The sequence below is a fragment of the Kitasatospora sp. NPDC018058 genome, from assembly GCF_044327205.1.
In the GTDB taxonomy this organism is placed as follows: Bacteria; Actinomycetota; Actinomycetes; order Streptomycetales; family Streptomycetaceae; genus Kitasatospora.
In genome coordinates this window covers 39,833-61,882 of sequence record NZ_JBIRFA010000045.1, presented here as the reverse complement: position 1 = coordinate 61,882, position 22,050 = coordinate 39,833, and the positions used below count along the sequence as shown (strand labels likewise).

The following is a 22,050-nucleotide window of genomic DNA, read 5'->3' as shown; positions in this document are numbered from 1 at the left end:
GGTTACATTCCGAACCCGGAAGCTAAGCCTCACAGCGCCGATGGTACTGCAGGGGGGACCCTGTGGGAGAGTAGGACGCCGCCGAACAATTATTCTGAAAAGGCCCACCCGGCTTACCGGGTGGGCCTTTTCGCGTTTTCAGAGCTTCAGCTTGAATCCGACGTGCGAGGCCACGAAACCGAGTCGTTCGTAGAAGCGGTGCGCATCCGTGCGCGTCGCGTCCGAGGTGAGCTGGACGAGGTCGGCGCCGAGTTCGCGGGAGCGCTCGACGGCCCACTCGATCAGCTCGGTGCCGAGTCCGCTGCCGCGTTCGTCGGCGTGGATGCGGACGGCCTCGATGATCGTGCGGGTGGAGCCCGTCCGGGAGAGGCCCGGGACCACCGTGAGCTGCAGGGTGCCGACGACGCGGCCGGCGCGTTCGGCCACCATCAGGTGCTGGTGCGGGTCGCCGTCGATGCGGGTGAAGGCGGTGCGGTACGGGGTGAGGTCGTCGGGGCTCTCGCGGGTGGCGCCCAGTGGGTCGTCGGCGAGCATGGCCACGATCGCCGGCAGATCGTCCTCGCCGGCCCGTCGAATCGTCAGAACAGCCGTTTCAGTCATGATCAGAGACTAGAGCGCCCCAGCTTCCCGCACCCGTCCCATCTACGCCCGTAGCACCCCTTCACAGCCTTTCTGAGGGGTCATGCGCGGTAATGCGCAGTCACTCCCCGGGCTTGGCGCTCGTGATGACGGCGAAGACGGCTCCGTGGGGGTCGAGCAGCTGGGCGAGCCGGCCGACGCCGTGCACGTCCGTCGCGGGGATCCGTACCTTCGCGCCGAGCGTTTCGGCGATGGCGAGGCTGGCGTCGACGTTGGGGACCTCGAAGTAGGGGAGCCAGTGCGAGTCGGTGCCGCGGGCGGTGTGTTCGGGGCTGAGCTGCATGATGCCGCCGTGGGCGTCGTCGGTGCCGCCGCCGGCCGGGGTGAGGACGGTGTAGAGCGCCTCGCCGAACGGGACGTCCTGCTCCTGCCAGCCGAAGACCACGCGGTAGAAGGCCTTCGCCCGCTCGGCGTCGATGCTGTAGCACTCGGCCCAGCAGAGGCTTCCCTCGTCGTTGACGAGGTCCAGGCCCCGGGTGTCGTGCGGCTGCCAGACCGCGAAGTCGGCGCCGGTCGGGTCGGTGTAGCCGGCCATCCGGCCTGCCGTGAAGACGTCGAAGGGGGCGAACCGGACGCGGCCGCCGGCCTGTTCGACGAGTTCGGTGGTGCCGTCGGCGTCGAGGGTGGCGAAGTAGAGGGTCCAGCCGGGCAGGGAGCCCTCCTCGACGAGCGGGCCGAGGGCGGCGACCGTGCGGCCGTCGAGTTGGAAGAAGCCGTAGCCGCCGGTCTCGGGGCCGGCCGAGTCGAAGGACCAGCCGAACAGGGCGGTGTAGAAGTCGACGGAGGCCCGGGTGTCGGGGCTGCTCAGGTCGAGCCAGTCCGGGGAACCGGGGCGGTAGGCGGTGTTGAGCATGGCGGCACTGCTCCTCGGACGGGGCCCGTGCGGGCGCGGGCGCGGTCGAGACCCCCTGGACCTTCCAGCCTGGCACCCCGGAGGGGGCGGTGCACGGCGGGATGCCGCCGGGTTCCCGGGACTTTCCCGCGTTCCGGGATTGTCGGCGAGGAGCGGTACGGTGCGTAACGGAAGGGTCCACCCGTACTGGTCGAAGAGGGGGCTCCGGTGGGCAAGCAGCCGCAGTCGGGGCAGCAGGCGCAGCAGGTGCCGCGCCAGTTGGCGCAGGTCGAGGGCGTGCTGGAGCGGATCACCTACTCCAATGAGGAGACCGGCTACACCGTGGCCCGGGTGGACACCGGCCGGGGCGGGAACGACCTGCTGACCGTGGTGGGCGCGCTGCTGGGAGCGCAGGTCGGGGAGTCGCTGCGGCTGCACGGGCGGTGGGGCTCGCACCCGCAGTACGGGCGGCAGTTCACGGTGGAGAACTACACGACGGTGCTGCCGGCCACCGTGCAGGGCATCCAGCGCTACCTGGGCTCGGGGTTGATCAAGGGTATCGGGCCGCGGTTCGCCGAGCGGATCGTGGAGCGTTTCGGGGTGGACACCCTGGAGGTGATCGAGAACGAGCCGGGCCGGCTGATCGAGGTGCCGGGGCTGGGGCCGAAGCGGACCAAGAAGATCGCGGCGGCCTGGGAGGAGCAGAAGGCCATCAAGGAGGTGATGGTCTTCCTACAGGGGGTCGGGGTGTCGACCTCACTGGCGGTACGGATCTACAAGCAGTACGGCGACGCCTCGATCGGGGTGGTGAAGAACGAGCCGTACAAGCTGGCGGCGGACGTCTGGGGCATCGGCTTCCTGACGGCGGACCGGATCGCCCAGGCGGTGGGCATCCCGCACGACAGCCCGGAGCGGGTGAAGGCGGGGCTGCAGTACGCGCTGTCGCAGAGCAGCGACCAGGGGCACTGCTACCTGCCGGAGGAGCGGTTGATCGCGGACGGCGTGAAGCTGCTGCAGGTGGACGTGGGGCTGGTGATCGACTGCCTGGCCGAGCTGATCGCGGAGGAGGGGGTGGTGCGCGAGACGGTGCCGGGCGACGCGGGTGAGCCGATCACCGCGGTCTACCTGGTGCCGTTCCACCGGGCGGAGATCTCGCTGGCCAATCAGCTGCTGCGGCTGCTGCGTTCGGACTCGGACCGGATGCCGTGGTTCGGACACGTCGACTGGCCGGTGGCGCTGGAGTGGCTGGCGAAGCGGACGGGGGCGGAGCTGGCGCCGGAGCAGGAGCAGTCGGTGCGGTTGGCGCTGACACAGAAGGTCGCGGTGCTGACGGGTGGTCCGGGTTGCGGCAAGTCGTTCACGGTGAAGTCGATCGTGACGCTGGCGCTGGCGAAGCGGGCGAAGGTGGTGCTGGCGGCGCCGACCGGGCGGGCGGCGAAGCGGCTGTCGGAGCTGACCGGGGTGGAGGCCTCGACGGTGCACCGGCTGCTGGAGCTGAAGCCGGGCGGGGACGCCGCGTACGACCGGGACCGGCCGCTGGACGCCGACCTGGTGGTGGTGGACGAGGCCTCGATGCTGGACCTGATCCTGGCGAACAAGCTGGTCAAGGCGGTGCCGATGGGCGCTCACCTGCTGTTCGTGGGGGACGTGGACCAGCTGCCCTCGGTGGGCGCCGGGGAGGTGCTGCGGGACCTGCTGGCCGAGGACGGGCCGGTCCCGTCGGTGCGGCTGACCAGGATCTTCCGGCAGGCACAGCAGTCGGGCGTGGTGACCAACGCGCACCGGATCAACGAGGGGAAGCCGCCCCTGACGGAGGGTCTGGCGGACTTCTTCCTGTTCGTGGAGGACGACGCGGAGCGGGCGGCCGGGCTGACGGTGGACGTCGTGGCGCGTCGGATCCCGCAGAAGTTCGGCTTCGACCCGCGCCGGGACGTCCAGGTGTTGGCGCCGATGCACCGGGGCCCGGCCGGGGCGGGAAACCTGAACACGTTGCTGCAGGCGGCGGTGACGCCGGCCCGGGAGGGGCTGGCGGAGCGGCGCTTCGGCGGACGGACGTTCCGAGTGGGGGACAAGGTCACCCAGATCCGCAACAACTATGACAAGGGGCGGAACGGCGTCTTCAACGGCACAGTGGGAGTGGTGACCGCCCTCAGTGTGGACGACCAGCGGCTGACGGTCGTCACCGACGAGGACGAGGAGGTGGTGTACGACTTCGACGAACTGGACGAGCTGGCCCACGCGTACGCGGTGACGATCCACCGCTCGCAGGGCAGCGAGTATCCGGTGGTGGTGATTCCGGTCACTATGTCCGCTTGGACGATGCTCCAGCGAAATCTGCTCTACACCGCGGTGACCAGGGCTAGAAAACTCGTGGTGCTGGTCGGGTCACGGAAGGCGATCGCGCAGGCCGTACGGGCCGTCAGTGCAGGTCGGCGGCATGCCGCGCTCGATCATCGGCTTGCTTCTGGATGATTATCCAGCAGGATGGTTGCCTCTAAGGTTCTCTTGACGTGAAGAGATTTACGGCAGAGCCTAGGGTGGTGCCGATCTTGTCCGGTTCGTACCGGCTGCGGCGGCAGGTTTTGTAGGGGCGGGCCCTTCCGGGCCACCCCGGGTGCGCGACTGTCCTCCAGATGGGGGATGGTGGAGACAGTCAGGGCACCTTGGAAGAGGATTCATTTCGTCGGTGAGGAAGACGTGAGCGACAACTCGGTAGTACTGCGGTACCAGGACGGCGAGTACGAGTACCCCGTCGTCGAGAGCACTGCGGGCAACTCCGGCTTCGACATCTCGAAGCTGCTCCCGCAGACCGGCCTGGTCACCCTGGACAACGGCTTCGGTAACACCGCCGCGTACAAGTCCGCGATCACCTTCGTGGACGGCGACAACGGCATTCTTCGGTACCGCGGCTACCCGATCGAGCAGCTCGCAGCGCAGGGCGGCTTCATCGAGACCGCGTACCTCCTGATCAACGGCGAGTTGCCCACCGCGGACCAGCTGGCGGACTTCAACCGCGAGATCACCCAGCACACGCTGCTGCACGAGGACGTCAAGCGCTTCTTCCAGGGCTTCCCGCGGGACGCCCACCCGATGGCCATGCTGTCCTCGGTGGTCGGCGCGCTCTCCACGTTCTACCCGGAGAGCCACAACCCCTTCGACGCGGCCCAGCGTCACCTGTCGACCGTCCGCCTGCTGGCCAAGCTGCCGACGATCGCCGCGTACGCGTACAAGAAGGCGATGGGCCAGCCCTTCGTCTACCCGCGCAACGACCTGAGCTACGTCGAGAACCTCCTGCGGATGACCTTCGCGGTCCCCGCCGAGGACTACGAGCTCAACCCGGTCGTCGTCAACGCGCTGGACAAGCTGCTCATCCTGCACGCGGACCACGAGCAGAACTGCTCGACCTCCACCGTGCGCCTGGTCGGCTCCAGCCACGCCAACCTGTTCGCCTCGATCTCGGCCGGCATCTCGGCCCTGTGGGGCCCGCTGCACGGCGGCGCCAACCAGGCCGTGCTGGAGATGCTGGAGAGCATCCAGAAGGACGGCGGCGACGTCGACGCCTTCATCGCGAAGGTGAAGAACAAGGAAGCCGGCGTCAAGCTGATGGGCTTCGGCCACCGGGTCTACAAGGCCTTCGACCCGCGCGCCGCCCAGGTCAAGCTGCTCGCGCACGAGGTCCTCGGCCAGCTCGGCAAGAGCGACGAGCTGCTGGACATCGCGCTCAAGCTGGAGGAGCACGCCCTCAAGGACGACTTCTTCATCTCGCGCAAGCTGTACCCGAACGTGGACTTCTACACCGGCCTGATCTACCGCGCCATGGGCTTCCCGACCAGCATGTTCACCGTGCTGTTCGCCCTCGGCCGGCTGCCGGGCTGGATCGCCCACTGGCACGAGATGATCAACGACCCGACCAGCCGCATCGGCCGTCCGCGTCAGATCTACACCGGCACCGCGATCCGCGACTACGTCGAGCTCGACCAGCGCTGACGCGCCGCGGGTGAGACGGAGAGGGGCCCGGCCGCTGCTGAGCGGCCGGGCCCCTTCGCCGTCCCCGCGCCCCGGACCCGGAGGGCCCGCGCGGGGACGGAACCGTACAGCGCACGACTCCGGGGCCGGCCGCAGTCGGGGACGGCCGCTCAAAGCGTCCCTGACCCGCCACAACCCCGGCGCCGTGCGCGAAGGCCGCCGAGACCGACGACCGTTCCCGGGGCCCGCCGGAGCCCCGTCGGCGACAGCCGCTGGAGGAGGGACGCGTTGCCGTTGATCGCGCCCCGGCCCATCGGAAAAACTGCCGCACTACCAACCTAAGACGTATCAGGGTGCGAGAAGTTACGCCAGGGAGGTGTGAGCTGCCTCTCGCCACGCTCCGTAGGCGCGCCGTTCCGCGCTCATATCACACCTTCCCTCGCGCCCGACGTCACCCTCCCCGCAGTCACGGCAACCGAGCGTGATAGGAATCGTGGCATTCCGGTACGGACCGCCGCGCACCCTTGCAGCGCGGCGGCGGAACTGGGGAGGGAGTGCGCAGATGGCCAGGAACGTCGTCGTCACCGGTGGTGGCACGGGAATCGGGTACGAAGTCGCGCGGCGGTTCGCCGAGGCGGGCGAGCACGTAGTGATCGTCGGTCGGCGCCGTGAGGTCCTGGAGAAGGCCGCGGCCGACCTCGGACCGAACGTCACCCCGCTGGTGTGCGACCTCGCCGACCCGGACGCGGTGGAGGCCGCGCTCCACGACCTGCCCGGGCGGATCGACGTGCTGGTGAACAACGCCGGCAGCCGGGAGACCGTGGTCGGCGGCGGGCCGCACGCCCTGCTGGCCCGTTGGCGCGGCGACTTCGAGCGCAATGTGCTGACCGTGGTGCTGCTGACCGAGTCGATCCGGGACCGGCTCACCCCCGGCTCCGGCCGGGTGGTCACCATCAGCTCCATCGCCGCCCTGCGCGGGGCCGGCTCGTACGGCGCCGCGAAGGCCTCGCTGCACGCCTGGAACCATTTCCTGGCGGCCCAGTTGGGGACCTCGGGGATCACCGCCAACATCGTCGCGCCGGGGACGGTCAGCGGCACCGAGTTCTTCGGGCCGCGGCTGGACGAGGCCGAGGTGTCCCGCCGGGCGGCGCGCACGCTGCTCGGCCGGATCGGCGAGACCGGTGAGGTCGCGGCGGCGGTGCACTTCCTCGCCTCGCCGGAGGCCGGGTTCATCACCGGCGAGATCCTGCACTGCAACGGCGGCGAGCTGCTGGGGCGTTGAGGCGTCAGCGAACGCGGTGAGCGAAGCGAGGTCACCGTCGAGAGGTGCGCGCGAGGGGCCCGGACCGGCACTGGTCCGGGCCCCTCGCGCTGCCCGGTCTCAGGCGGGCTGGAAGCGGCGCAGCCGGAGGCTGTTGCTGACCACGAAGACCGAGGAGAAGGCCATCGCGGCCCCGGCGATCATCGGGTTGAGCAGTCCGGCGGCGGCCAGCGGGATCGCCGCCACGTTGTAGCCGAACGCCCAGAACAGGTTGCCCCTGATGGTGCCCAGGGTCTTGCGGGAGAGCCGGATGGCGTCCGCCGCGGCCAGCAGGTCGCCGCGGACCAGGGTCAGGTCGCCCGCCTCGATGGCGGCGTCGGTGCCGGTGCCCATCGCCAGGCCCAGGTCGGCCTGGGCGAGCGCGGCCGCGTCGTTGACGCCGTCGCCGACCATCGCCACGACCTTGCCCTCGGCCTGCAGCCGCTTGACGGTGTCCAGCTTGTCGTCGGGGAGCACCTCGGCGATCACGTCCCGCGGGTCGATGCCGATCTCGGTGGCCACCGTCTCGGCCACCGCCCGGTTGTCGCCGGTCAGCAGGACCGGGCGCAGGCCGAGCGCCCGCAGCCGGGCGATCGCCTCGGCGCTGGTGGGCTTGACCGCGTCCGCCACCTCCAGCACCGCCCGTGCCTCACCGTCCCAGCCGACCGCGATCGCGGTGCGGCCGGCGGCCTCGGCCTCGGCCTTGGCGCGGGCCAGGACGGGCGTCAGGTGCTGCGCGCGGTCGGCCAGCAGCGCCTCGTGCCCGGCCAGCACGGTGCGGCCGTCCACGACACCCTCCACGCCCCGCCCGGGCACGTTGCGGAAGCCCTCGACGGGCGGCAGTCCGCCGGTGCGCTCGGCGGCGGCATCGGCGACGGCGCGGGCGATCGGGTGTTCGGAGGCGTGCTCCACGGCCCCGGCCAGGCGCAGCGCCTCGGTCTCGGTGACGCCGTCCACGGTGTGTACGGCGACCAGGGCCATCCGGCCGGTGGTGACGGTGCCGGTCTTGTCCAGCACGACGGTGTCGACCCGCCGGGTGGTCTCCAGCACCTCGGGGCCCTTGATCAGGATGCCGAGCTGGGCGCCGCGGCCGGTGCCGACCAGCAGCGCGGTCGGGGTGGCCAGGCCCAGGGCGCACGGGCAGGCGATGACCAGCACGGCCACGGCGGCGGTGAACGCCGCGGTGGGGTTGCTGGTGGCCAGCAGCCAGCCGACCAGGGTGGCGAGCGCGATCAGGATGACCACCGGGACGAAGACGGCGGAGATCCGGTCGGCCAGGCGCTGGGCGGCGGCCTTGCCGTTCTGGGCCTCCTCGACCAGCTTGGCCATCCGGGCCAGCTGGGTGTCCGCACCGACCCGGGTGGCCTCGACCACCAGGCGGCCGCCCGCGTTGACGGTGGCGCCGGTGACGGTGTCACCGACGGCGACCTCGACCGGGACGGACTCGCCGGTGAGCATCGAGGCGTCCACGGCGGAGCTGCCCTCGACCACGACGCCGTCGGTGGCGACCTTCTCGCCGGGGCGCACCACGAAGCGCATGCCGGCCGCCAGCCGGTCCACCGGCAGCCGGATTTCGCGTTCTTCCTGGAGGACGGCGACGTCCTTGGCGCCGAGGTCGAGCAGGGCGTGCAGGGCGGCGCCGGCCCGGCGCTTGGAGCGGGCCTCCAGGTAGCGGCCGAGCAGGATCAGCACCGTGACGGCGGCCGCGGTCTCCAGGTAGAGGGTGGAGGAGGCGTCGGTGTCGCCGATCGGGAACGAGAAGTCGTGGCGCATCCCCGGCATGCCGGCGTGGCCCCAGAACAGCGCCCAGAAGGACCAGCCGAAGGCGGCCAGGGTGCCGAGCGAGACCAGGGTGTCCATGGTCGCGGCGCCGTGCCTGAGGTTGGTCCAGGCGGCGCGATGGAAGGGCAGGCCGCCGTGGACCACGACGGGGCCGGTGAGCGCGAAGGCCAGCCACTGCCAGTTGGTGAACTGCAGGGCGGGGACCATCGACAGCAGGACCACCGGGACGCTGAGCACGGTGCTGATCAGCAGCCGGTCGCGCAGGGGGTCGGCGCCGTGCTGCTCGGGGGCGGCGGTGGCGTCGGCCGGCTCGGGGGCGACCGGGGCCGGGGGCGGCGGGAGCTCGGCGGTGTAGCCGGTCCGCTCCACGGTGGCGATCAGGTCCTCGACCGAGACACCGGGGGCGAAGTCGACCCGGGCCTTCTCGGTGGCGAAGTTGACGGTGGCCTCGACGCCGTCCATCCGGTTGAGCTTCTTCTCGATCCGGGCCGCGCAGGAGGCGCAGGTCATCCCGCCGATCGACAGCTCGACCCGGTCCCGGGCCCCGATATCCGGGGCGGACGTGCTCATTGCGGATCAGCTCCTTGGTGGGGGCGTACGGCGGGGCCGCTGTGCCGGGCCCCGCCGTACCGTGGTGGCTCAGGCGCTGCGGCCGACCAGCTCGTAGCCGGCCTCGTCGATGGCGGCGCGGACCTGCTCCTCGTCCAACGGGGCGGCGGAGGAGACCGTCACGGTACCGGCCTGGGCGTCGGCGGCGACCTCGGTGACACCGGTCAGCGCGGAGATCTCCTCGCTGATCGCCTTCTCGCAGTGGCCGCAGCTCATGCCGGACACGGTGTAGGTGATGGTGCTGGACATCGGGGCCTCCGGAGGGTCGGTGCGGGTTCTCGCGCGGTGCGGTTTCCGTCTCTCACGACACCATACCCCTCAGGGGTATTTCCCCGGGGGGTGGGTGAGGTGGATCGCATCGTAGGCGACGGGGATGGTCGGGCCGGGAGCGCGCCTCCGGCGGGGCGGGCGGGTGGTTCGGTGCCGTGATCATCCCTTATGTCTGATATGTGCTTCTGATCCGGCGCGCCCGGTCGCCCTCGGTACCCACCGCCGCCGGACCGCCGCCGCACCTGGTGGGCAGCCGTTCGGGGCGGGTGTACGCCGATCTGCTGGCGCACACGGGCTGGGTCTGCGGGATGACGCGCTGTTGTCGCTGATCACACGGACGGATTGACGGGCCTGGCGGCAGGGTCCGTGGGACGGCGGGACGCGGCTCGGGAGGCTTCCGCTCCACGCGGTTCCCCGCGCTCCTTCCGGGGCCCGGGGAACCGCACGAGGGGGAGAACAGGGGAGGAGGGGACGGCGGCGGGACTCAGCCGGCGGTGACGTCGGCGAGGGCGCGGAAGAGGAGGGCGGTGGAGGTGGCGCCCGGGTCCTGGTGGCCGATGCTGCGTTCGCCGAGGTAGGAGGCGCGGCCCTTGCGGGCCTGGAGCGGGACGGTGTCACGGGCGCCCTGGTCGGCGGCCTCGGCGGCGGCCGCCGCCGCCTCGGGGAGGGCGGCGCCGGTGGCGGCCGCGTGGCGGAAGGCGGCGACGGCCGGGGTCCAGGCGTCGACGATGGTCTTGTCGCCGGGTCGGGCCTTGCCGAGGGTGCGGATCGCGTCCAGGCCGGCGGACAGGGCCTCGGCGACGGTGGCCGGGTCGGCGGGCTCGGGCAGGGCGGCGCCGGCGGCGCGGAAGGCCTTGCCGTAGAGCGGGCCGGAGGCGCCGCCGACCTTGGAGATGAGGGTGGTGCCGGTCTTGGTGAGGACGGCGCCGGGGCCGGCCGGCTGGAGGCCGTCCAGGGCGGTCAGGGCGGCGGTGAAGCCGCGCTGGAGGTTGCTGCCGTGGTCGCCGTCGCCGATCGCGGAGTCCAGTTCGGTGAGCCGGGCCTGTTCCTTCTCGACGGCCGCGGCGATCGCGCGGATCCAGACCTCAGCCAGGGAGGAATCGAACAGCGGGGTGTCGAAGTCCATCGGGTCTCCTTCGAACGGCTCAGGCCCGCTTGAGGGCGGGGGTGTCGACCGGGGCGTCCCAGAGTTCCAGCAGCTGGGCGTCGGCCTTGGTGAGGGTGAGTGAGAAGCCCGCCATGTCCAGGCTGGTGACGTAGTTGCCGACCAGGCTGCGGGCCACCGTGATGCCGCGTTCGGTGAGCCGGGCGGCGACCTCTCCGTAGACCACGTACAGCTCCAGCAGCGGCGTCGCGCCGAGGCCGTTCAGCAGGGCGATCACCTTGTCGCCCGGGGTCAGGTGGTGGTCGGTGAGGATGGTCTCGACCACCTCGGCGGCCAGTTCGCGGGCCGGGCGGAGCTTCTCTCGGCGGCGGCCGGGCTCGCCGTGGATGCCCACACCGACCTCGATCTCGTCCTCGGGGAGGTCGAAGCCGGGCTTTCCGGCGGCCGGGACGGTGGCGGCGGTGAGCGCGATCGCGAAGGAGCGGGAGGCGGCGTTGACCCGCTCGCCCAGGGCGGCCACCTCGTCGAGGGTGGCGCCGCGCTCGGCCAGTGCGCCGGCGGTCTTCTCGACCACGACGGTCGCGCCCGTGCCCCGGCGGCCGGCCGTCCAGGTGGAGTCCTCGACCGCGACGTCGTCGTTGACCAGGACGGTGCGGACCTCCAGGCCCTCCTCGGCGGCGAGTTCGGCGGCGAGCTCGAAGTTCATCACGTCGCCGGTGTAGTTCTTCACGACGAAGACCACCCCGGCGCCGTTCTCCACCGCCTTGGCGGCGGCCAGCATCTGGTCCGGGACGGGCGAGGTGAACACCTCGCCGGGGCAGGCGGCGTCGAGCATGCCGGGGCCGACGAAGCCGCCGTGCAGCGGCTCGTGGCCGGATCCGCCGCCGGAGATCAGCGCGACCTTGGGGGCGGCCGGGCGGGCGGCCCGGGTGATCACCCGGTTGGGGACGTCCACCGTCAGCTCGGGGTGGGCGGCGGCGACTCCGGCCAGCGCGTCCTCCAGGACGCTCTCCGGGGTGTTGATCAGCTTCTTCAACGCTCTTCGCTCCCTTGGGTGACCTGGGTGACCGGGGTGAGGCCGCTACGGCTGCGGACGCTGGTGGACCCGACGCTACGCCAGACGGGGGTGTCGGGCACGGGGAGCGACACGCGCGATTCGGTCACCCTCCCGGAGCAGCGGGATGAGGCCGTAGGGTCGCAGACATGAGCGAACACGTGGGCATTGTTCTGGTTTCGCACAGCGCCAAGCTGGCCGCCGGGCTGCGCGAGCTGCTCGGCGAGCTCGCCCCGGACGGCGTGCGGGTGGTGGTCGCGGCCGGGACGGAGGACGGCGGGATCGGTACCAGCTACGAGCTGATCGCCGGGGCGATCGCGGAGGCGGACGGCGGGGCGGGCGTGGTCGTGCTGCCGGACCTCGGCAGTTCGGTGCTCACCGCCGTGACCGTGCTGGAGGACGAGCCGCGCCCCGGCGTGAAGCTGGTGGACGCGCCGTTCGTGGAGGGCGCGGTGGCGGCCGCCGTCACCGCCTCGACCGGGGCGGGGCTGGCCGAGGTGGTCGCGGCGGCCGAGGACGCGCGCACGTTCCGGAAGATCTGAGCCCGGAAGCCGCAGTGGCTACTTGGCGTCCGCGTAGCAGTCCACCACCGCAGTGCTGAGCGGGAACCGCACCGGGGTGTCGCCGAACACCAGCCGCCGGGCCTCGTCGGCGGCCTCGGTGACGGCGGCGGCGACCCCGTCGGCCAGGTTGGCCGGGGTGTGCACGATCACCTCGTCGTGCTGGAAGAACACCAGGTGCGGGCGGTCCGCCGGGTCGGCCACCGGCAGTTCGCCCAGCCGTCGGCGCAGCGCGGCGAGCAGGGCGAGCGCCCAGTCGGCGGCGCTGGCCTGGATGACGAAGTTGCGGGTGAACCGGCCGCGGGCGCGGGCGGTGCGGCCGCCCGCCTCGCCGGCGGTGTCGGCCTCGGTGAGGTCGAGGAAGTCGGCGGAGGCGGGCGGGCAGACCCGGCCGAGCCGGGAGGTGACCACGCCGCCGTCCTCGCCGGTGCGGGCGGCGGCCTCGACGTAGCCCATCGCGGCGGGGTAGCGGCGGCGCAGGGTGTTCAGCAGCGGCCCGATGTCGCCGCTGGTCTGCCCGTACATGGCGCCGAGCAGGCCGAGCTTGGCCTTGTCCCGGTCGCCCTGGAAGGCGCTGGCGGCGAGTGCCTCGTAGAGGTCGCCGCCGGCCGCGGTGCGGGCGAGTCCGGCGTCCTGGGAGAGCGCGGCGAGCACCCGGGGCTCCAGCTGGGCGGCGTCGGCGACCACCAGCAGCCAGCCCGGGTCGGCGACCACGGCGCGGCGCAGGATGCGCGGGATCTGCAGGGCGCCGCCGCCACGGCTCGCCCAGCGGCCGGAGACCACGCCGCCGACCACGTACTCGGGCCGGAAGCGGCCGCCGCGGGCCCAGGCGTCCTGCCAGGCCCAGCCGTGGGCGACGTGGATCCGGGACAGCTCCTTGTAGCGGATCAGCAGCCGGGCGGCCGGGTGGTCGATGCGCTTGAGCTCCCAGGAGCGGGTGGAGGCGAGCTGGATGCCGGCCTCGGCGAAGGCGCGCAGCACCTGGGTGTGCGAGTCGGGGTTGAAGGGCTTGGCGCCGAGGGCCTGTTGGAGTTCGACGGCGAGTTCGGCGAGCCGCCGGGGCTGGGTGCCGGGGACGGTCGGGCGCGGGCCGAGCAGTTCGGTCAGCAGGTGGTCGTGGACGTCGGCGCGCCAGGGCAGGCCGTCGTGGGCCATCTCGGCGGCCGCCAGCGCGCCGGCCGACTCGGCGGCGACCAGCAGGCGGAACCGCTGCCGGGCGGCCGGGTCGGCGATGGCGGCGATCCGGCGCTGCTGCTCGGCGTGGACGGCGACCACGGCGGCCAAGGGGTCGGCGCCGGGCGGCAGTTGCAGCCGGTCGGGGGCGAACAGGGTGTCCTGCCCGTCGTCGGCGTCGGCCAGGCCCGGCTCGGGCAGGTCGTCCGGGACGGGCAGGCCGCGCAGCCGGGACCAGGCGGCGCCGAGCGAGCGCGGCGCGCCGACGCGGCCCTCGTGGCCCAGCAGCAGGCCCTCGACCAGCCGCAGGTCGTGGCAGCGGGCGAGCCGGTCGGGCAGCCAGGGCAGCAGCGGGGCGTACCCGGAGTCGGCGGCGGCCCAGACCCAGCGCGGCCCCGGCAGACGGTCGCTCCCGGCGGCCTCCCGGGCGGCGACGGCGGCGGCGAGGTCGCGGACGGTCTCCGGCGGGCCGAGCGGCGCCCCGGCGTCGTCCAGCGGCTGGAGACGGCCGCCGGGGCCGTGCGGGTCGGGCACGAGGGCGGTTCTGGGGGCCACGGGGGCGTCTCCTCTCCGAGGGGCGGTCCGGCGTGCGGGTGGGGGCACGGGCGTGCGGACCGGCGGGTCCGCGGTGTCGACGTTAACGGGTGGGTCCGACAACCGGGGCCCGTCCTCTCGGTCGGGGGCGTATGGGCACGCGGGGTGACACCGCGTATGGTCGGCGAAATGACCGAGAACCCGTTCTTCACGCCCAGCCCCCTGGTCTACCAACTCCCGCCCTACGCCGAGATCCGGCAGGAGCACTACCTGCCCGCCTACGAGCGCGGGATGGCCGAGCAGCTGGCCGAGATCGCGGCGATCACCGACACCCGCGCGCTGCCGACCTTCGAGAACACCCTGGTGGCCCTGGAACGCTCCGGCGAGTTGCTGAGCCGGGTGGACGCGGTGTTCCGCAACCAGTCCTCCTCGGACACCACCGACCTGCTGGACGAGGTGGAGGCGAAGGTGAGCCCGCTGCTGGCCGCCCACCACGACGCGATCCACCTGGACCAGAAGCTGTTCGCCCGGATCGAGGCGCTGTACGAGACCCGGGCCGGCCTGGAGCTGGACCCGGAGTCGCTGCGGCTGCTGGAGCGCTGGTACACCGCCTTCGTCCGCTCGGGCGCCCGGCTGGGCGAGGCCGAGCAGGCCCGGCTGCGCGAGCTGAACGCCGAACTGGCCGCGCTGGGCACCACGTTCCAGCAGAACGTGAACGCCGCCACCCGCGCCGCCGCGCTGGTCGTGGACTCCGCCGAGGAGCTGGCCGGGCTGTCCGAGGGCGCGATCGCCGGTGCCGCGGAGAACGCCCGGGTGCTCGGGCACGAGGGCAAGTACGTGCTGAGCCTGAAGAGCCCCTCCAACCAGCCCGAACTGGCCCAGCTCAGCGACCGTTCGGTGCGCGAGCGGCTACTGGCCGCCTCGCTGGCCCGCGGCGTCGAGGTCAACGGTCCGCTGGCGATCCGGATGGCCGGGCTGCGCGCCGAGCGGGCCGCGCTGCTGGGGCACCCGAGCCACGCCGCGTACGTGGTGGCGGACGAGACGGCCGGGACGGTGGAGGCGGTCTCCGGCCTGCTGGCCAGGCTGGTGGAGCCGGCCGTGGCCAACGCCCGCCGGGAGGCCGCCGAGCTGGCCAAGGTGGCGGCCGCGGACGGGATCGAGGAGATCGCCGCGCACGACTGGGCGTACTACTCGGAGAAGGTCCGGCAGACCTCCTACCAGGTGGATGCGGCGGCGCTGCGCCCGTACTTCGAGCTGGAGCGGGTGCTGAAGGACGGCGTGTTCTTCGCCGCGAAGCTCGCGTACGGGCTGACCTTCACCGAGCGTCCGGAGCTGACGGCGCACCACCCGGACGCCCGGGTCTTCGAGGTGTTCGAGGAGGACGGCGCGTCGCTGGGCCTGTTCATCGGCGACTTCCACGCCCGGGCGTCCAAGCGCGGTGGCGCCTGGATGGACGAGCTGGTCGGCCAGTCCGGGCTGACCGGGCAGCGGCCGGTGGTGCTGAACAACCTCAACATCCCGCGTCCGGCGCCCGGCGAGCCGGTGCTGCTCAGCTGGGACGAGCTGCGCACGCTCTTCCACGAGTTCGGGCACGCGCTGCACGGGCTGTTCTCGGACGTCACCTACCCGCTGTTCGCGGGTACGGCGGTGCCGCGGGACTTCGTGGAGTTCCCCTCGCAGGTCAACGAGATGTGGATGGTCCGCCCGGAGGTGCTGGCCAACTACGCCCGCCACCACGAGACCGGGGAGCCGCTGCCGGCCGAGCTGGTCGAGCGGATGACGGCGGCCGAGGGCTTCGGTCAGGGCTTCCGGACGGTGGAGTACCTGGCGGCGACGCTGCTGGACTGGGCCTGGCACACCCTGCCGCAGGGCCACGAGGTCGCGGACGCCGAGGAGTTCGAGGCCCGGGCGCTGGCGGAGGCCGGGATCGTGGTCCCGGCGATCCCGCCGCGCTACCGCACGCCGTACTTCCAGCACATCTTCTCCAGCGGCTACAGCGCCGGGTACTACGCGTACATCTGGTCGGAGGTGCTGGACGCGGACACCGTGCAGTGGTTCGAGACCAACGGGCGGTCGGTGCGGGAGAGCGGTGAGCTGTTCCGGCGCGAGCTGCTGGCGCGCGGCTTCAGCCGGGACCTGCTGGAGTCCTTCCGCGCGGTGGTCGGCCGGGCGCCGGAGACCGGGCCGCTGCTGGCCCGCCGGGGGCTGGCCTGACCAGGGCCTGTCTCGTGGGTCCTCGCCGGAACCGACGAAATCCGGGAGACAGGCCCTAGCGGGCTGTGAGCCCGACCGTCACCGGGGTGCCCGGACGGGCGTGCGGGAGCCGGATCCGTACCGTTCCCGCGCGTCCGTCCGCGGGCTGCTCGACCTCGACCCGGGCGCCGGCTGGGGAGACGGCGACCCGGGCGCCGTGCGGGAAGGCGGCGGGCGGCAGCACGAGTTCGCTGGGGCGCCCGGTGCCGTCGGACGCCCAGCGGACGGTGGTGCCGGTGGTGCGGACGTCCGTGCCGGCGATGGCCACCGGGTACGGGTCGAAGGCGGGTTCGTCCCCGGGGGTGGGGTGCCCGGCGGGGTCGAGCGCGCAGTAGCCGCCGGTGCCGCGGCACCAGTACCACATGGTCCAGCCCTCGGCGAAGCCGTCCATCGCGGCGAGCTGCCGGCGGACCAGCAGGGTGTTGCCCGGGGTGCGGGAGTCGGGCGGGCCCCACTCGCCGACCAGGACCGGCAGGCGGTTCGCGGCGGGGTAGCCGGTGATCGCGGCGGTGTACTGCTCGACGAAGCCGTCGGCGGGGTTCCAGTCGGCGCCGTTCTCCACCGCGGTGTCGTAGAAGTGCGGGGCGTAGCCGAGCCGGGGCGCGCCCGGGCGGGGGTCGGTGAAGCCGGGCAGCCGGGTGGGTACGCCCTGGCCGACCAGGACCGTCGGTTCGACGAACAGCCAGGCACGGGAGTCGACTTGGCGGACGGCGGCGATCAGGCGGCGGTACATGTCGGCGAGTCGGCCCTGTTCCAGGGCGGCGGAGGCGGCGGCGAGCACGGCCGGGTCGGTCGGGTCGCCGTCCACCGGGCCGAACGGCTCGTTGAACAGGTCGTAGCCCAACAGTGAGCGGTGGCCGCGCAGTTCGCGGGCGAGCCGGGTGTAGAAGTCGGTCTGCCAGCCGCGCAGGTCGGGGTCGTCGTAGAGGTGGCGGAAGGCGGCCTGGACGGCGGGTTGGAAGTAGCCGGCGAACCAGTCGTTCGGGTCGGGGGTGAAGGGCAGGCCGTCGTCGCGGGTGGCCCAGACCGGGATGCCGTTGGTGCCGCCGCCGAACTTCGGCCCGTAGACGTCCTGGTGGAAGTCGACCAGGACGAGCAGGCCCAGGCGGTCGGCCCACCCGAGGAGTTGCTGCAGCCGGTGCAGTTCGGCGGGGTCGAGCCGGCCGCGCCGGGGCTCCAGCCTGGTCCAGGAGATCGGCAGCCGGACCAGGGTGAAGCCCTGGGCGGCAAGGGACTTGAGGTCGGCCTCGGTGGCCTCGGCGTACTTGTCGAGGTTGAAGCCGCGCAGCTGGAGGCGCCGGCCCCGCGCGTCGGTGAGCGCGGTGCGGCCGTCGGGGGCGGTGGCCGTCCCGGTGGGGAAGTGGTCCCGGTGCCCGCCGTGGTCGGAGGCCGAGGCCGGGGTCGGGGTGGCGGTCAGGGCGGCGGTGGCGGCGAGCAGCAGGGCAGCGGCGGTGCGGCGCAGGCGCATCGGGGACCTCGCACGGCGGGGGACGGGGCCCCGATGATGCCGGTGGCGCCGATGGCCGCACAAGGGTGGTGCGCGAAACGGGAGTCCGGTTCAGGGCGGTTCGGCCGACGGCGGTTCGGCCGACGACGGGTCAGTCCGCGACGGGTCAGTCCGCGGCGGGCTCGACCGGGGTGGGCGGCAGGACGGCGGTCGGCAGGTCCGCGGCGGCGGCCAGGCGGCCCCAGAGCAGGTCGGCCAGGGCCTGCACCATGCGGGTGCGTGAGCAGGGCTTGCTCTCCAGCCACCAGTCGCCGGCGGCCAGCACCATGCCGGTGACGCCCCGGCCCCAGGCCTCGGCGAGCAGGTCGCGGTCGGCGCCGAGGTCGACCTGGCTCTGCACGGCCCGGGTGATCTCCTCGGCGATCTGCTTGAGGGCGGGGGCGAGCGCGTTGCCGGCGCCGCTGGGGTCGCCGGGCTCGGGGTGGGTGAGCAGCCGGTAGACCTGCGGGCGGGCCTCGATCGCGGCGAGGTAGGTGTCCAGGACGTGCTCGACCCGGTCGCGGCGCTCCAGCGGTTCGGCCAGGGCGGCCCGGATCGCGGCCAGCAGGCCGCCGGTGTGGCGTTCGGTGAGGGCTCTGATCAGGCCGTTCCGGTCGCCGAAGTGCCGGTAGAGGATCGGCTTGGTGATGCCGGCCTCGGCGGCGATGGCGTTCATGCTGGCGCTCGGACCCTCGCGCTGGATGACCCGGTCGGCGGCGTTGAGCAACTGCTCGCGGCGGGGCTCTCGGGACATGCGCTGCTCCTCGGGGTCGGGGCCGGGGTCGGGGTGGGTGGGGTCTGCGGGGCGTTGACACCGGTTACCAATCAGTAGCAGACTCCGACGATGTTACCTGAGGTAACACCCCGGTCGGCCGTACCCCTTCTTCGGAGGCAAGCACCATGAGCAGCACGTTCTCGCTGGACCCGGGCGCGGACCAGCTCGCCGTACGCGACTGGCTGCACGGCTTCGCCGCCGACGTGATGCGCCCGGCCGCGGCCGAGTGGGACGAGCGGGAGGAGACCCCCTGGCCGATCATCCAGGAGGCCGCCAAGCTGGGCATCTACTCGCTGGACTTCTACGCCCAGCAGTACTTCGACCCCTCCGGCGTCGGCATCCCGATCGCCATGGAGGAGCTGTTCTGGGGCGACGCGGGCATCGGGCTGTCCATCGTCGGCACCACGCTGGCCGCCGTCGCGGTGCTCGCCAACGGCACCGACGAGCAGATCGGCACCTGGACCCCGCAGATGTTCGGCACCCCGGACGACGTCAAGGTGGCCGCCTTCTGCTCCTCCGAGCCGGACGCCGGCTCCGACGTGGGTGCGCTGCGCACCCGGGCCGTCTACGACGAGGCCAAGGACGAGTGGGTGCTCAACGGCACCAAGACCTGGGCCACCAACGGCGGGATCGCCGCGGTGCACGTGGTGGTCGCCGGCGTCGACCCGGAGCTCGGCACGCGCGGGCACGCCTCCTTCGTCGTCCCGCCGGGAACCCCGGGGCTGAGCCAGGGCCAGAAGTTCAAGAAGCACGGCATCCGCGCCTCGCACACCGCCGAGGTGGTACTGGACGACGTCCGGGTGCCCGGCAGCTGCCTGCTCGGCGGCAAGGAGAAGCTGGACGAGCGACTGGCCCGGGCCCGTGAGGGCGTCAAGCGCCCGGGCGGCAAGGGCAACGCGGCGATGGCCACCTTCGAGGCCTCCCGTCCGGCCGTCGGCGCGCAGGCGATCGGCATCGCCCGGGCCGCGTACGAGGTGGCGCTGGACTACGCCAAGACCCGGGAGCAGTTCGGCCGTCCGATCATCGACAACCAGGGCGTGGCGTTCCAGCTGGCCGACATGAAGACCCGGATCGACGCGGCCCGGCTGCTGGTGTGGCGGGCGTCCTGGATGGCGGTCAACAACCAGCCGTTCACCGCGGCCGAGGGCTCGATGTCCAAGCTGTACGCGGGCGAGACGGCCAAGTTCGTCACCGCGCAGGCGATGCAGATCCTCGGCGGCAACGGCTTCACCCGGGAGTACCCGGTGGAGCGGATGCACCGGGACAGCGCGATCTACTCGATCTTCGAGGGGACCAGCGAGATCCAGCGGCTGGTCATCGCCCGGGCGATCTCGGGGATGCCGATCCGCTAGGCGGTCAGCGGGCCAGCCAGAAGGTGAGCCCGGCGGTGACCGCGCCCACCACCGCGCCGACGATCGTCTGCGCGGTGGTGTGGTCCCGCAACACCACCCGGGACCAGCCGATCACCGCGACCACCGGGTAGAGCAGCAGCCACAGCGGGCCGAGCGCGATGCCGAGGCAGGCCACCGCGCCGCTGGCCACGGCGGTGTGCACGGAGACCTTCCACCAGGCGGTGATCACCAGGATCGGGATCAGCGAGGCGAACATCGCCGCCACCATCGCGGTCAGGTCGGTCGGGGCGTCCAGCCAGATCATCACCGCGAAGCTGGTCAGCACCGAGCCCATGATGAACGGGATGACGGTCAGTCGGCGCTGGCGGTGGCCGACGTGACGGTCCTCCAGGGTGCCCTTGCGGATGCCGCGCTGGATGAACAGGGTCGGGATGACGGCCGCGAACAGCGCGGCGAAGGCGGCCCAGCCGAGGCCGGCCAGGCCGTAGCGGAGGCCGCCGATCAGCAGACAGACCGCGATGATCACGTTCTTCGGCTCGACGCCGTCGGTGACCCGGCGGGCCCAGATCGTCCGGCTGGTGGGGGCGGTCGTGGCCTCGGTGGTCATCGGGGTGCGTGCTCCGGGTCGAGAAAGGCGGGCGGCGGCGGGGCGCCGGTCGGATGATCGTACGTGAGCCGCCGGCGCCGCCCGTCCGGACCGGCTCAGAACCGGGGCGGCCGGCCCTCCAGGAAGGCGGCCAGGCCCTCGTGCACGTCCGAGGCCTCCCGTGAGCGCCGCTCCCAGGGCTCCAGCGCCTCGGCGGCCCGCTCCGGCGGGACGGCCAGCGCAGACTTGACCGCGCCGATGGTCTGGGTCGAGCGGGTGGTCAGCAGTCGGGCGAACTCCAGCGCGGCGGCGTCCAGTTCGGCGACCGGCAGGGCCTTCTCCGCGAGGCCCAGCGGCAGCGCGTCCCGGCCGGAGACCAACTCGCCGGAGAACAGCAGGTACTTGGCCCGGGCCGGGCCGACCAGCCGGGCCAGCCGCAGCGTCGGCACCGCGGGGTAGACCACGCCGAGCTTGGCCGGGGTGATCCCCAGCCGGGCGTTGTCGGCGACGAAGCGCAGGTCGCAGGCGACGGCCAGCTGGCAGCCGCCGCCCACGCAGGCGCCGTGCACCACGGCGATGGTCGGGTGCGGGAAGGCCGCGAGCGCCTCCTCGGCGGCCACGTTGATCGCGTGGTAGGCGTCCGCGTGCTGCGGATCGCCGTACACCTCGGCGAGTTCGGTGATGTCCGCGCCGGCGCTGAAGGTGTTCCCGGCGCCGGTCAGCAGCAGGGCGCGCACCCCCTCCTGCTCGGCGATCTGCGCCAGGACCTTGGGCAGCGCCTGCCAGATCGCCAGGGTCACCGCGTTGCGGCGGTGCGGGCGGGCGAACTCCAGCACCGCGACGCCGTCCTCACCGACGTAGGCGTTCAGGCCGTCGGCCTGGGCGGGCAGGGTGGAGCGGTCCCGCGTGAGCAGCGGCTGGTCCATGCGCACCTCCGGTCGGTCGTGGTGCGCCCACTCTCTCAGGCGGCGCCGGTGCAGTAGTCGCCGAGGCCCAGTTCGACCAGGGCGAAGGCGCGGCGGGCCTCGTCGAGCGCGGCGGGCAGGGCGTCGGCGGCCCGGCGACCGGCCAGCATCCGCTGGTGGTTGCCGCCGATCAGGGTCAGTCGGACGGCCAGCAGCTGGGCGGCGGCGACCCGGGCGGTCAGCTCGTCGTGGGCCGGATCCTCGGCGACCAGCACCTCGGCCAGCAGGGACTGGGCGCGCTGGTCGAAGGCGGCGGCGGCGCGCACGGCCAGCGCCGGGGTCTCGTGGATCAGTCGGACCACGTCCAGCACCACCTGGTCGTCGTTCAGGCCGGTGGCCGGGTCCCGGTTCTCCAGCGCCGCCAGGAAGTGCTCGCGCAGCGCCGCGACCGCCGAGACGCCCGGGGCGCGGTCGCGCACCACCCGGGCCGGCTCGTCGAGGTGCTGCTCCATCGGGCCCATGACCAGGTCTTCCTTGGTCGGGAAGTAGTTGAAGACGGTCATCTTGGACACCTCGGCGGCGGCCGCGATCTCGGCCACCGAGACCTGGTCGAAGCCGCGCTCGGCGAACAGCCCGACGGCGGTGCGGAAGATCCGGATGCCGGTCTGGATCTTCTTGCGCTCGCGCAGCGGGAGCGCGTCGAGGTCGCGGTCGGGGCCGAGGTCCAAGCCGGAGTGGATCGCCATGAGGGGACTGTACCAGGATCAAAGGTTGACCGGGCTTAATGATGGTCTCAGATGAAAGATAAGCTTGGCCGAAAGATTGGCCAGGCTGAAGAATTGACCAGGTCTAAGAATCCTGCCATGGTG

General features: G+C 72.7%; 18 protein-coding genes and 1 rRNA gene. 7 read left to right on the top strand and 12 right to left on the bottom strand.

All coding sequences use genetic code 11. The features are described 5' to 3' along the window. A 5S ribosomal RNA gene (gene rrf, locus ACH4E7_RS37845) occupies nt 1-87 on the top strand; the annotation flags it as partial. A 51-nt stretch (nt 88-138) separates the two neighbouring features. Here rrf and ACH4E7_RS37840 read toward each other — a convergent pair. Continuing rightward, nucleotides 139-600: a GNAT family N-acetyltransferase gene (locus ACH4E7_RS37840; protein WP_396253733.1), complete on the bottom strand. Its 462-nt coding sequence runs from the start codon at nt 598-600 to the stop codon at nt 139-141. 100 nt (nt 601-700) lie between these two features. Beyond that, nucleotides 701-1,492 carry a VOC family protein gene (locus ACH4E7_RS37835; RefSeq protein WP_396253732.1) on the bottom strand — a complete coding sequence of 264 codons (792 nt, stop codon included), beginning with the start codon at nt 1,490-1,492 and terminating at the stop codon, nt 701-703. 207 nt (nt 1,493-1,699) lie between these two features. Here ACH4E7_RS37835 and ACH4E7_RS37830 point away from each other — a divergent pair, with 207 nt between their 5' ends. The 3 genes from ACH4E7_RS37830 to ACH4E7_RS37820 all read left to right on the top strand — a co-directional run bounded on the left by ACH4E7_RS37830 (nt 1,700) and on the right by ACH4E7_RS37820 (nt 6,719). Further along, complete coding sequence (locus ACH4E7_RS37830; protein WP_396253731.1) at nt 1,700-3,943, top strand: ATP-dependent RecD-like DNA helicase; 2,244 nt, start codon at nt 1,700-1,702, stop codon at nt 3,941-3,943. 225 nt (nt 3,944-4,168) lie between these two features. Further along, nucleotides 4,169-5,458: a citrate synthase gene (locus tag ACH4E7_RS37825; protein ID WP_396253730.1), complete on the top strand. Its 1,290-nt coding sequence runs from the start codon at nt 4,169-4,171 to the stop codon at nt 5,456-5,458. A 541-nt stretch (nt 5,459-5,999) separates the two neighbouring features. After that, nucleotides 6,000-6,719 carry an SDR family NAD(P)-dependent oxidoreductase gene (locus ACH4E7_RS37820; RefSeq protein WP_396253729.1) on the top strand — a complete coding sequence of 240 codons (720 nt, stop codon included), beginning with the start codon at nt 6,000-6,002 and terminating at the stop codon, nt 6,717-6,719. Between the two features lie 99 nt (nt 6,720-6,818). On the opposite strand, the gene ACH4E7_RS37815 is transcribed toward ACH4E7_RS37820, so the two are convergent. From ACH4E7_RS37815 to dhaK, 4 genes are all read right to left on the bottom strand, one after another. Beyond that, nucleotides 6,819-9,089: a heavy metal translocating P-type ATPase gene (locus ACH4E7_RS37815; protein ID WP_396253728.1), complete on the bottom strand. Its 2,271-nt coding sequence runs from the start codon at nt 9,087-9,089 to the stop codon at nt 6,819-6,821. A gap of 69 nt (nt 9,090-9,158) precedes the next feature. Then, a complete protein-coding gene (locus ACH4E7_RS37810; protein WP_396253727.1) occupies nt 9,159-9,377 on the bottom strand; it encodes a heavy-metal-associated domain-containing protein in 219 nt (72 codons plus the stop codon). A 505-nt stretch (nt 9,378-9,882) separates the two neighbouring features. Continuing rightward, on the bottom strand, nt 9,883-10,524 hold the full coding sequence (gene dhaL / locus ACH4E7_RS37805) for a dihydroxyacetone kinase subunit DhaL (RefSeq protein ID WP_396253726.1): 642 nt from the start codon (nt 10,522-10,524) through the stop codon (nt 9,883-9,885). A gap of 19 nt (nt 10,525-10,543) precedes the next feature. Beyond that, complete coding sequence (gene dhaK, locus ACH4E7_RS37800) at nt 10,544-11,539, bottom strand: dihydroxyacetone kinase subunit DhaK (protein WP_396253725.1); 996 nt, start codon at nt 11,537-11,539, stop codon at nt 10,544-10,546. A 167-nt stretch (nt 11,540-11,706) separates the two neighbouring features. Between dhaK and dhaM the strand changes: the two genes are divergently transcribed. Then, complete coding sequence (dhaM, locus tag ACH4E7_RS37795; protein WP_396253724.1) at nt 11,707-12,099, top strand: dihydroxyacetone kinase phosphoryl donor subunit DhaM; 393 nt, start codon at nt 11,707-11,709, stop codon at nt 12,097-12,099. Nucleotides 12,100-12,117: 18 nt separating this feature from the next. Here dhaM and ACH4E7_RS37790 read toward each other — a convergent pair whose 3' ends face one another. Continuing rightward, the gene (locus tag ACH4E7_RS37790) at nt 12,118-13,845 is read right to left on the bottom strand and encodes a bifunctional 3'-5' exonuclease/DNA polymerase (RefSeq protein WP_396253723.1); all 1,728 of its coding nucleotides are present in this window, start codon (nt 13,843-13,845) and stop codon (nt 12,118-12,120) included. Between the two features lie 168 nt (nt 13,846-14,013). On the opposite strand from ACH4E7_RS37790, the gene ACH4E7_RS37785 reads away from it, so the two are divergent. Then, nucleotides 14,014-16,038, top strand: coding sequence for a M3 family metallopeptidase (locus ACH4E7_RS37785; RefSeq protein ID WP_396253722.1), 2,025 nt, complete (start codon nt 14,014-14,016; stop codon nt 16,036-16,038). 55 nt (nt 16,039-16,093) lie between these two features. Here ACH4E7_RS37785 and ACH4E7_RS37780 read toward each other — a convergent pair whose 3' ends face one another. Next, nucleotides 16,094-17,545 (bottom strand): cellulase family glycosylhydrolase, encoded by a 1,452-nt coding sequence (locus ACH4E7_RS37780; RefSeq protein WP_396253721.1) that lies wholly within the window; start codon nt 17,543-17,545, stop codon nt 16,094-16,096. A 145-nt stretch (nt 17,546-17,690) separates the two neighbouring features. Beyond that, on the bottom strand, nt 17,691-18,317 hold the full coding sequence (locus tag ACH4E7_RS37775) for a TetR family transcriptional regulator (RefSeq protein WP_396253720.1): 627 nt from the start codon (nt 18,315-18,317) through the stop codon (nt 17,691-17,693). A 146-nt stretch (nt 18,318-18,463) separates the two neighbouring features. Here ACH4E7_RS37775 and ACH4E7_RS37770 point away from each other — a divergent pair, with 146 nt between their 5' ends. Beyond that, nucleotides 18,464-19,690 carry an acyl-CoA dehydrogenase family protein gene (locus ACH4E7_RS37770; RefSeq protein WP_355671695.1) on the top strand — a complete coding sequence of 409 codons (1,227 nt, stop codon included), beginning with the start codon at nt 18,464-18,466 and terminating at the stop codon, nt 19,688-19,690. A 4-nt stretch (nt 19,691-19,694) separates the two neighbouring features. On the opposite strand, the gene ACH4E7_RS37765 is transcribed toward ACH4E7_RS37770, so the two are convergent. The 3 genes from ACH4E7_RS37765 to ACH4E7_RS37755 form a co-directional block, all read right to left on the bottom strand. Then, nucleotides 19,695-20,297: a hypothetical protein gene (locus ACH4E7_RS37765; RefSeq protein WP_396253719.1), complete on the bottom strand. Its 603-nt coding sequence runs from the start codon at nt 20,295-20,297 to the stop codon at nt 19,695-19,697. Nucleotides 20,298-20,392: 95 nt separating this feature from the next. Further along, the gene (locus tag ACH4E7_RS37760) at nt 20,393-21,202 is read right to left on the bottom strand and encodes an enoyl-CoA hydratase/isomerase family protein (RefSeq protein WP_396253718.1); all 810 of its coding nucleotides are present in this window, start codon (nt 21,200-21,202) and stop codon (nt 20,393-20,395) included. A 35-nt stretch (nt 21,203-21,237) separates the two neighbouring features. Then, the gene (locus ACH4E7_RS37755; RefSeq protein ID WP_396253717.1) at nt 21,238-21,927 is read right to left on the bottom strand and encodes a TetR family transcriptional regulator; all 690 of its coding nucleotides are present in this window, start codon (nt 21,925-21,927) and stop codon (nt 21,238-21,240) included. Between the last annotated feature and the right edge of the window lie 123 nt (nt 21,928-22,050).